Here is a 9,319-nt window from a genome sequence, read left to right on the forward strand (position 1 = left end):
TGCCGGACAACCTGGCGGCCCCGGCCTTCGCCGGGGCGACGAGCAAGCGTCCCGAATGACCTTCCCCCTCTGGCTCCCTGCCACATTACTCGCCGGCGCGCTTCAGGCGTGGCGGACGGCGGTGCAGCGGCGGGTGTCCAAAACGCTGTCGGTCAATGCGGCGGGTCTGGTGCGGTATCTCTATGGCGCGCCGGTCGCGGTGGCGATGATGCTGGCGTATCAGCTCCTAATCGCACCGGCTGCCGTCCCGGCGCTGGGGCGCTGGTTCCTACCGTTCTGCGCGCTGGGTGGGCTCGCGCAGATCGTCGCCACCAACCTGTTGCTGATGGCATTCGGCGAGCGCAATTTCGTCGTCGGCACGGCCTATTCGAAGACCGAAGCGGTGCAAAGCGCGGTCCTGTCGATCGTGCTGCTCGGCGACCGTCTCAGCCTGCCGACCTGGCTCGGGATCGGTTTCGGCGTGACAGGCGTCATGGTCCTGTCGGCGGGCGGCAAGCGAATGACGCCGGCGGAACTGGTCCGCGCGCTGGGCCAGCTGGCGGCGCGCTACGGCATCGCCTCCGGCTTCGTCTTCGCGCTGACCACGATCGCGATCCGCGCTGCGACCCAGGAAGTCGCGACTCCCGATCATGTCCGCGCCGCGCTGGTCGTGCTGGCGGTGACGGTCGTGCTCCAGACGCTGATGCAGGGCGGCTACCTCGTGTGGCGCGAGCGCGATCAGGTGGCCAAGGTGTTCGCCGAGTGGCGTGTCGCGGGACAAGTCGGGCTGATGTCCTCGGTCGCGTCGGCGTGTTGGTTCACCGGCTTCGCCTCGGCGCCGGTCGCCTTGGTGCGGATCGTCGGGCAGGTCGAGGTCGCCTTCACCATGGGCTTCGCGCATTTCTATCTCGGCGAGAGAACGGCGAAGAGCGAAGTCGCGGGGTTGCTGCTGGTCGCGATCGGCGTAGTGCTCGCGCTCGTCGGCGCTTGGTAGGGAGACGGGCATGGCCTTCGACATCGAACCGATCGCTCATGTGCGCGGCGGCCGCGCCCAGGCGGTCGACGACGATTGGGATCGCGAGACCGCGGTGATCGAGCTCGAGCCGCGCTTCGGGCGCGAAGCCCTGGCCGGGCTGGGTGACTTCAGCCATGCCGAGATCGCCTTCGTATTCGATCAGGTGCCGCCCGAGAAGATCGAGACCGGCGCGCGCCATCCGCGCAACCGCACCGACTGGCCGCTGGTCGGCATCTTCGCGCAGCGCGGCAAGAACCGGCCCAACCGCATCGGCATCACGATCTGCGCGATCGAGAAGGTCGAGGGCAGGCGGCTCCATGTCCGCGGCCTCGACGCGATCGACGGTACGCCGGTGATCGACATCAAGCCGGTGCTGCGCGAGTTCCTGCCGCGCGGAGGGTTGCGCCAGCCCGATTGGGCGACCGAGCTGATGACGGGATATTGGCAGGCATGACGCGGCGCGCGCCCGGCAAAGGCGGTCGGGGCGCCTTGTGGGCCACGGTACTCGGCTCGAGCGTGGCGATGGTCGACGGTTCGGTCGTCAACGTCGCCTTGCCGGCGATGGCCAAGACGCTCGGTGCCGATGCGGCGGGCGTGCAGTGGATCGTCAACGGCTACATGCTGCCGCTCGCCGCTCTGGTGCTGATCGGCGGCGCGCTGGCGGATTCGCTCGGCCGCAAGCTCGTGTTCCTGGCCGGGCTGGCGATCTTCGCGATCGCCTCGATCGGCTGCATGGCGGCGCCCGATCTCGGCTGGCTGATCGCCGCGCGGGTGGCGCAAGGTGTGGGGGCGGCACTGCTGACGCCGGCCAGCCTCGCTATCCTGGGCGCCGATTTCGACGGCGAGGCCCGCGCCAAGGCGATCGGCACCTGGGCGGCGGCGGGCGCGATCGCGGCGGCGATCGGGCCGATCATCGGCGGTTGGCTGGTCGATGCGGTCGGCTGGCGCTGGGTGTTCGGGCTGATCCTGCCGCTGGCGGCGGTGGCCGGCGTGCTGGCGGTGATCGCGGTCGACGGCGGGCACGATCCAGACGCGGCGGCGCCGGACTGGCCAGGCGGAGTGTTGGCGACGACGGGGCTCGGGCTGCTGGTTTGGGGACTGACGATCGCGACCTCGGGCGGGCAGGGCGCGCCTTTCTACATCGCGGGCGGGGCGGCGGCGTCGCTCGCGTTCCTGTGGTGGGAAAGCCGATGTGGTGACCGCGCGATGGTGCCGCTCGGCCTGTTCGGCACACGCAGCTTCACCGCGCTCACGCTGCTGACCTTCCTGCTCTATGCGGCGTTGAGCGGCGTGTTGCTGCTGCTTCCCTATCTGCTGATCTCAAGCGGCTGGCGCGCCACCGCGGCGGGCGCGGCGATCCTTCCGCTGCCCCTGGTGATGGGCGCGGGATCGCGCTTCGCGGGCGCGCTGGCCGAGCGGATCGGCGCGCGCTGGATGCTGACGGTCGGGCCGGTGGTGGTCGGGCTGGGGTTCGCCGCGATGGCGATCGTCCCGGGCGGCCATATCGACTTCGTGCCGCACGTCCTGCCGTCGATGCTGCTGATCGGGATCGGCATGACCGCCGCCGTCACGCCGCTGACCAATGCCGTCATGGCGGCGGTCGACCATCGGCATACCGGTGCCGCGTCGGGCGTGAACAACGCCACCGCGCGGATCGGCGGGATGGTCGCGGTCGCGCTGATCGGGCTGGTGCTGACCGGCGGCGGGCGCGGCGTGTCGATCGCGGCCTTCCATATCGCGATGCTGCTGGCAGGCGCCGCGGCACTGGTCGCGGGCGTGGCCGGCTGGCTCTCAGCGGCGCCGAAACGGACCTAAAGTTTCCTTAACCACGGTCGTTTAATCGCTGAAACCGGGGGAATTCAGGGGGGACTTCACGCTTGGACATCGCAACGACGGTGCGGAAAGCGGCCAAGATGTCGGGCGAGCTCGGCATCCGCACGCTCGACCTGCAGGCGGACATTACCGAGCTGGCGGAACGCGTGACCGCGCAGGCCGCGACGATCGACACGATCGGCGGCGAGGCGGTGCGGCTGGCCGATGACGGCACCGATGTCGCGCGCGCCGCCGAGGAAGCGCGCCGCAGCACCGCCGCCGCTCGGCTGGTGATCGAGGATTCGACTCGCCAGCTGTCGGATGCCTCGACCAACGTCGTCGACCTGATCGATCAGGTAAGCCGCATCCACGCCAGCCTGGGCGCGTTCAACGAGGCATTGGCTTCGGTCAGCCATGTCACCCAAGTCATCAGCGGCATCGCCAGCCAGACCAACCTGCTCGCGCTCAATGCGACAATCGAGGCGGCGCGTGCGGGCGATGCCGGGCGCGGCTTCGCGGTGGTCGCCGGCGAGGTCAAGAAACTGGCGCAGGAAACCGCGGCGGCGACCCAGACGATCGAACGCTCGATCGGCGCGCTGGCGGGAGAGGCGGCGGGCATGCTCGATCGCGTCGCGCACGGCGTCGAGACCGCCAGGTCCGCGCATCAGGGCAGCAAGGACATCGAGGAACTGGTCGACCGGCTCGGCGTATTGATGCGCGACCTGTCGGATTCGAGCGAGCGCGTCAGCGACCGGATCGGATCGATGGTCGAATCGGTCGGCAACATCCGCACCGGGCTCGGCGCGTTGTCGACTACCTCCGGCGCCAATGCCGACGGCCTGCATCGCCTTTCGGGCCGCGTCACCACCGTCAGCGACGACAGCAACACCCTGCTCCAGCATTTCGCCGAGAGCGGGGTCGAAACCGTGGACTCGCCCTATATCGCGTTCGGGCTCGACGCCGCGAAACAAGTGTCGGAAGCATTGAGCCGCGCGGTAGCGGAGGGCAAGATTTCGACCTCGGATCTGTTCCGCGAAACCTACGACCAGATTCCCGGCACCAATCCGCCGCTCTACAGCCATCCGGTACAGCCGTTCATCATCCCGGCCGCACGGCCGCAGTAGGAACGCGCGCGGACCTACAAGGGCTTTTTCGGAATGAGCTTCACCGACCGCAACGGCTTCGGCGCGGTCGCCATGCCCGAACGCTCGCACGCGCAGCGGCCGGGCGACGATGCCTGGAACGCCGAGCACGCGCGGTGCGGGATGATGTTCGAGTTCACCGAGACGCAGCAGCAGTGCAAGATCACCGACCCGTTCTGCCTCAAGGCCTATCGCCGCCAGGTCGCGGATGGGAGCGTGGTGCTATTGAAGCAGGTGATCGCCTCGATCGCGGTCGACGGCCGGCACTGGGGCATCCTGCAATTCGCCTATGAGGATCAGGGCTGAGTTAACCCTCTTCCTCCTCGTCATCCGCTGGCGCGCGCTGCCAACTTGCGTGCAAGGTCGGGATCGAGTTCCACAGAGTCAGCAGGTAGAAGGCGCCGAAGCCGCCCAACGCCACCGTCTCGGGCGCCGAGCGGTGCTGGAGCCAACCGAGCGCCGGAATACCCGCGAGCCCGATCATCGCGATGAACAAAACGATCGGCAGCAACGTCAGATAGGCTCTGGCACGGACTTCCGCATCGCGTTCGTCGACGCGCTCTTCGACCGACATCCACGGCTTGATCGGGCCTTTGAGCGGTAGCCAGACGGACAGGAAGAAGCCGGCCAGCAGCACCGCTTCCCCGATCCAGAGCCAGCGGTGCGCGACGCACGCCATCGCCATGCCGGTCGTGCTGAGGATGAGGGCGACCAGCGCCAGCCCGCGTAACGGTCGCCGTCGTTGCGGCCGCGCCGCCAGGGCCGGGATACCCGTGCGGTTGGCGATGTCGTCGAGATGTTCGGGGAGGGACTTGCTCATTGATCGTCCTCATCGATCGGTGCGCCGACCAGCCAATTGGCGAAGACGAGCGGCAAGCCGAAAATCCAGCAACATAGTACGAGCAGAACGCTCAGCCAGTCGTCGGCTGACGGCATCCACCAGCCGGATTGCAGAGCCATACTCATATAGCAGCAGAGCAACGGACCCGACAGGCTGGCGACCGCGAGGCCTTTGATCATCGCCAGGCGTCTCACCCCGATTTCGCGTTCGTCGAGCGCCAGGCCGTGCTGCGGATACAGCGGGCGTGACCGAAACGCCGACAGCCAGAGAACGACCAACAAACAGGCGCCGGCGATCAAATGGCCGACGTGGCGCTCGCTCGGGCCGTCGGCCAGGCTGATGCCCCAGGCGATCGGCGCCATGACGACGGCGATGGTCAGCACCCATCGGATCATGATCGATCCCGGACGAAGGTCAGGCAGTGCCACGCTCGATCACTCCGCTGCGTCCGCGCGGCGCAGCGTCGCCGCGATCGGGGGGAAGGGTTTGAACGAAAACAGATGCTCGATCGCGACGTCGAACTCGGCGGCGATCTTCATCGCGAGCTCGAGGCTGGGCTTGTAGTCGCCGCGCTCGAGATAGCCGATCGTCTGCGGGTTGACGCCGACCGCCTCGGCCAGCGCCTTGCGCGAGATGCCGCGCTCGGCGCGGAACAGCGCTATGCGATTGTAGAGCATCATGAATCGGTATTCGCGATCATATATTGTGTAAACACAACAAAGATACGATCGAGTCAATAGGGCTTGTTCGCGCCACGGCTTCGGCTAGAGGGCGCGGATGCGGTGGGTGAAACGGATCGGCGCCGGATTGCTGTGGCTCGTCGTAATGCTGTGCCTGGCGATCGCGATCGTCCCCGACTTCCTCGACGCGCGTTACTATCGCGGGCCGGTCAGCGACCATTTCGACGGCGAGCATTTCTTCAATCCCGATGGCGCCGACGATGCGCTGTCGCCGCCGGGCGGGACCGGTACGATCCTGCGTTACGTGACCGCGCGCGACAATCGGCCGGCATGGCCCGATCGTGTCGCGGTGACACCCGCCAAGCCACCGGCGCGGGTCGAGAGCGACAGGATGCTCGCGACCTGGGTCGGGCATTCGACGGTCCTGGTGCAAACGCACGGACTCAATATCCTGACCGACCCGGTGTGGAGCAGCAGCGCGGGGCCGTTCGGTGTCGGGCCGACGCGGGTCGCGGAGCCGGGCATCCGGCTCGCGGATTTGCCCAAGATCGACCTCGTGCTGGTCAGCCATGATCATTACGATCATCTGGACTTGGCCACGCTCAGGAAGCTCTGGGATCGTGACCGCCCGCTGATCGTCACCAGCCTGGGCAACGACAGCGTGATCGGCCAGGCGGGCGTGCCCGCGCACGCGCTCGACTGGGGTGGCCGGATCGCTGTGCGCCCCGATGTCGAGGTCATCGTCAATCGCAGCCACCATTGGGACAGCCGCTGGTTCGCCGACCGCAACCGCGCCTTGTGGTCGAGCTTCGTCGTGCGGCTGCCCGGCGGCAATTTGTTCTTCGCCGGCGATACCGGCGCCGGCGACCTGAAATGGGCGGACAAGGCCGCGTCTTACGGCCCGATCCGTCTCGCCTTGATCCCGATCGGGGCGTTCCGCTTCGTCGCCGGGCAGATGGCGGCGGGCAGCCATATCGGTCCGATCGATGCGGTCGAGGTCTATCGCCGATTGGGTGCGGCGCGGGCGATCGCGGTGCATTGGGGAACCTTCCGCCTGTCCTACGAAGCCCGCGACACGCCGCCGGGCCTGCTCGCCGCGGCCGAGGCCTGTACCGGGCAAAGCGGGTTCGCTGCCGTGCCGATCGGGACCAGCGTCGAGGTGCCAGCCTATGCGCCGCCGCCCGCGCGACCGGCGACGGCGCGCGGCGCACTGGTGCATTGCCTCGACACGCCTGCGGTCGCCGCCTTGCGTTGATATCCCGAAACGATGCGCGGCGGCGCTTGGGGTCCGCCCGCGCCGGTGCTATGAGCGCGCGCTTGGGGGAGGGGTCGCGATGTTACGGAACGTGGCGCAACGACGCCGTTACGAGACCACGCTCGACCGCGTCGGGCTGGCGATCGGCGCGGGCGGGCTGATGGGCGGCGCGATCGCGGTGCTGCTGATGCTGTTCGGCGGCGCGCTGGCGATCGGGACGCTGGTGATGGCATTGCTGATCGGATCGCTGTTGACCGCCCTGGCGGTGACCGCGCTCGCCGCTTTTCCCTGGATGCTGCTCCACGCCTCGGGCCGGCGCGGGCCGGTCAGCGCGGCGCTGTTGGGCGCCGCGATCGGCTTCGTGGTGTTCCTGGGCGGGCAGACCTGGATCTACGGCCTGGTCGAGATGCCCGCGATGGACGCGCGCACCTTGCTGTTCCGCTGGGCGAGCGGCATCGCCACCAGCCTGGTGATGGCGGCGATGTCGGCCGGGATCGCGGTCGTGATGTGGCGCGTGGCCTACCGTCGGGTCGACTGACCTTCGCCTATTCCTTGTCCTCGGTGCCGCGGCATTCGCCCACGCGCTGGGCGTCGACGGTCATCTTCATCGACATCGTACCATAAGGACTGTCCTTCGGCCCCTCGGTATTCGACGCCATCGTCATGTGATAGCGGGTCGGGCTATAGGTGCCGGTCAGCGTGGCCGAGGTCTTGCGGCCTTCGTCGGCACAATTCATCGCGACATCGAACTTGCCGCTAGCCATGACGAAATGGTCGTATTTGCAATTCTTGTCGTCGTTGCCGGTGAAAAAGACCTTGTTGGCCTTGGCCTCCTCGGGCGTGACGCAGCCGACGATCTTGTCGGGCTTGCCCAGCCTGTCGGCCATCGCCGCCTGCTGAGCGGGCGGCAGTTGAGGCATCTTCATGTCCTCGATGACCGTGGTCCCTTCCCAGCGGCCGGGCTGGACCATCTCGCCATTGCCGGTCGCCGCGGCGACCTTGGCGGCGACCTCGGCGCCGTTGGCATTGGAGGCGGTAACGGTCGGACCGCCCGAATTGCAGGCGGCGAGCGGCAGAAGGGCGATCGGGAAAAGTTGCAGCAAACGGTGCATGACGATCCTCTCGACAAAGAGTGATGCGACCGTTCGTCCCGTCGTTGCGGGCCGTGTCCTTCCTTCACCGGATTGCGGCCCATGGCAATGCGCAATCGCATCGCCACGGGAGCGCGCCCGTCAGCTGCACTCGCCGACGCGATGGGAGACGGTGTGCGTCTTGGTGACCGACGTAATCGGCCCCCCCTTGACCGAAGCCTCGCTGTCATAGGTGGCTTCGGTCGCGCTATACGTGCCGCTGGTCTTGGTCGTCATCGTGCCGGTCGGGAGCTGGCACGACGCCTCCGACAGGATCTTGCCGCCGGCGAAGGTGCTGTTGGTGATCGAGCAATCGACCTTGAACTTAGCCGCCTTGAGCTTGGCCAGCGCGTCCTGGAGCAATTCGCCCGGACCCTTGGACGCCTGTTCGGGCGTGAGGCAGGCGGTGACGGTCTGCGGCGCCGGCTTCTGCGGGATCATTTCCTTGGGCATGTTCGCGGGCATGCCGGTGGTGGTCAGTTCGAGCGTGGTCGTCGTGCTTTCCCATTTGCCCGGTTGAAGCCCGAGCGACGTAGCGGTCGTCGGCGCGTCGCCGGTCGTGGTGACCGTGCCGGTTTCCGAATTGATCGTCGTCGTGCTCGTGCTCGTCTTCTGCCCGCAAGCGGTCAGCGCGAACGCGGTGGCGACGATGATCAAGGGGGTGGTGCGCATCGCTTGCTCTCCTGTTGTCAATTCGGTGCGGCCCGTTCCCGCTTTGTTGCGGGTTGGATGGAGAGTCACCATATTCCCTTACTATGGCAATCCAGATTCGCACCAGCCTGGCCGAACCCGAGACCGGCCAGTCGTTCGTTCCCCATCGTCCCGAGCGTCCGGAGAAGGTGGAAGGCGGCAAACGCTTCAAATTGGTCAGCGACTATGAGCCGTCAGGCGACCAGCCGGGGGCGATCAAGGAACTGACAGAGGCGGCGCTGGCCGGCGAGCGCGATCAGGTGCTGCTCGGCGTGACGGGGTCGGGCAAGACCTTCACCATGGCCAAGGTGATCGAGACGCTGCAGCGGCCGGCGCTGGTGCTGGCGCCCAACAAGATCCTGGCGGCGCAGCTCTATGGCGAGTTCAAGAGCTTCTTCCCCGAGAATGCGGTCGAATATTTCGTCAGCTATTACGATTATTACCAGCCCGAGGCGTACGTGCCGCGGTCGGACACCTACATCGAGAAGGAAAGCTCGGTGAACGAGGCGATCGACCGCATGCGCCATTCGGCGACGCGGTCATTGCTCGAGCGCGACGATGTGCTGATCGTCGCCTCGGTCTCGTGCCTCTACGGGATCGGCTCGGTCGAGACCTATTCGGCGATGATCTTCGACCTGAAGAAGGGCCAGACCGTCGACCAGCGCGAGATCGTGCGCAAGCTGGTCGCGCTCCAGTACAAGCGCAACGATGCCGCCTTCCAGCGCGGCAATTTCCGGGTGAAGGGCGACAATCTCGAAATCTTCCCGTCGCATTA

The 9,319-nt window shown here is 67.2% G+C and carries 11 protein-coding genes and 1 pseudogene; 7 read left to right on the forward strand and 5 right to left on the reverse strand.

The window, feature by feature from the left end:
• Nucleotides 1-55 precede the first annotated feature (55 nt).
• The 4 genes and pseudogenes from ACTHJR_RS04620 to ACTHJR_RS04635 all read left to right on the forward strand — a co-directional run bounded on the left by ACTHJR_RS04620 (nt 56) and on the right by ACTHJR_RS04635 (nt 4,254).
• A complete protein-coding gene (locus ACTHJR_RS04620) occupies nt 56-973 on the forward strand; it encodes an EamA family transporter (protein WP_440521952.1) in 918 nt (305 codons plus the stop codon).
• 10 nt (nt 974-983) lie between these two features.
• A complete protein-coding gene (locus ACTHJR_RS04625; protein ID WP_440521953.1) occupies nt 984-1,448 on the forward strand; it encodes an SAM-dependent methyltransferase in 465 nt (154 codons plus the stop codon).
• Nucleotides 1,445-2,809 carry an MFS transporter gene (locus ACTHJR_RS04630; protein ID WP_440521954.1) on the forward strand — a complete coding sequence of 455 codons (1,365 nt, stop codon included), beginning with the start codon at nt 1,445-1,447 and terminating at the stop codon, nt 2,807-2,809. The genes ACTHJR_RS04625 and ACTHJR_RS04630 overlap by 4 nt, the downstream gene beginning before the upstream one ends.
• A gap of 98 nt (nt 2,810-2,907) precedes the next feature.
• Nucleotides 2,908-4,254: pseudogene (locus ACTHJR_RS04635) on the forward strand (methyl-accepting chemotaxis protein).
• Between the two features lies 1 nt (nt 4,255).
• On the opposite strand, the gene ACTHJR_RS04640 reads toward ACTHJR_RS04635, so the two are convergent.
• From ACTHJR_RS04640 to ACTHJR_RS04650, 3 genes are read right to left on the reverse strand one after another with little or no spacing between them, the layout of a single operon-like run.
• A complete protein-coding gene (locus tag ACTHJR_RS04640) occupies nt 4,256-4,768 on the reverse strand; it encodes a hypothetical protein (protein WP_440521955.1) in 513 nt (170 codons plus the stop codon).
• Nucleotides 4,765-5,184, reverse strand: a complete 420-nt coding sequence (locus tag ACTHJR_RS04645; RefSeq protein WP_440521956.1) for a hypothetical protein — start codon at nt 5,182-5,184, stop codon at nt 4,765-4,767. Before ACTHJR_RS04645 ends, ACTHJR_RS04640 begins: the two co-directional genes overlap by 4 nt.
• Nucleotides 5,185-5,223: 39 nt before the next feature.
• Nucleotides 5,224-5,469 carry a helix-turn-helix transcriptional regulator gene (locus ACTHJR_RS04650; RefSeq protein ID WP_440521957.1) on the reverse strand — a complete coding sequence of 82 codons (246 nt, stop codon included), beginning with the start codon at nt 5,467-5,469 and terminating at the stop codon, nt 5,224-5,226.
• 97 nt (nt 5,470-5,566) lie between these two features.
• On the opposite strand from ACTHJR_RS04650, the gene ACTHJR_RS04655 reads away from it, so the two are divergent.
• A complete protein-coding gene (locus ACTHJR_RS04655; protein ID WP_440521958.1) occupies nt 5,567-6,724 on the forward strand; it encodes an MBL fold metallo-hydrolase in 1,158 nt (385 codons plus the stop codon).
• A gap of 79 nt (nt 6,725-6,803) precedes the next feature.
• Nucleotides 6,804-7,262, forward strand: a complete 459-nt coding sequence (locus ACTHJR_RS04660) for a hypothetical protein (protein WP_440521959.1) — start codon at nt 6,804-6,806, stop codon at nt 7,260-7,262.
• A gap of 7 nt (nt 7,263-7,269) precedes the next feature.
• Here ACTHJR_RS04660 and ACTHJR_RS04665 read toward each other — a convergent pair whose 3' ends face one another.
• Both ACTHJR_RS04665 and ACTHJR_RS04670 read right to left on the reverse strand, forming a co-directional pair.
• Nucleotides 7,270-7,836: a DUF3617 domain-containing protein gene (locus tag ACTHJR_RS04665; RefSeq protein WP_440521960.1), complete on the reverse strand. Its 567-nt coding sequence runs from the start codon at nt 7,834-7,836 to the stop codon at nt 7,270-7,272.
• 120 nt (nt 7,837-7,956) lie between these two features.
• Entirely contained in the window at nt 7,957-8,526 is a 570-nt protein-coding gene (locus ACTHJR_RS04670; protein WP_440521961.1) for a DUF3617 domain-containing protein, read from the reverse strand.
• Between the two features lie 83 nt (nt 8,527-8,609).
• On the opposite strand from ACTHJR_RS04670, the gene ACTHJR_RS04675 reads away from it, so the two are divergent.
• Nucleotides 8,610-9,319: DEAD/DEAH box helicase family protein (locus ACTHJR_RS04675; RefSeq protein ID WP_440521962.1), on the forward strand; the 710-nt coding region annotated here is incomplete at its 3' end.

The sequence above is a fragment of the Sphingomonas sp. genome (assembly GCF_051962185.1).
Lineage (GTDB): Bacteria > Pseudomonadota > Alphaproteobacteria > Sphingomonadales > Sphingomonadaceae > Sphingomonas.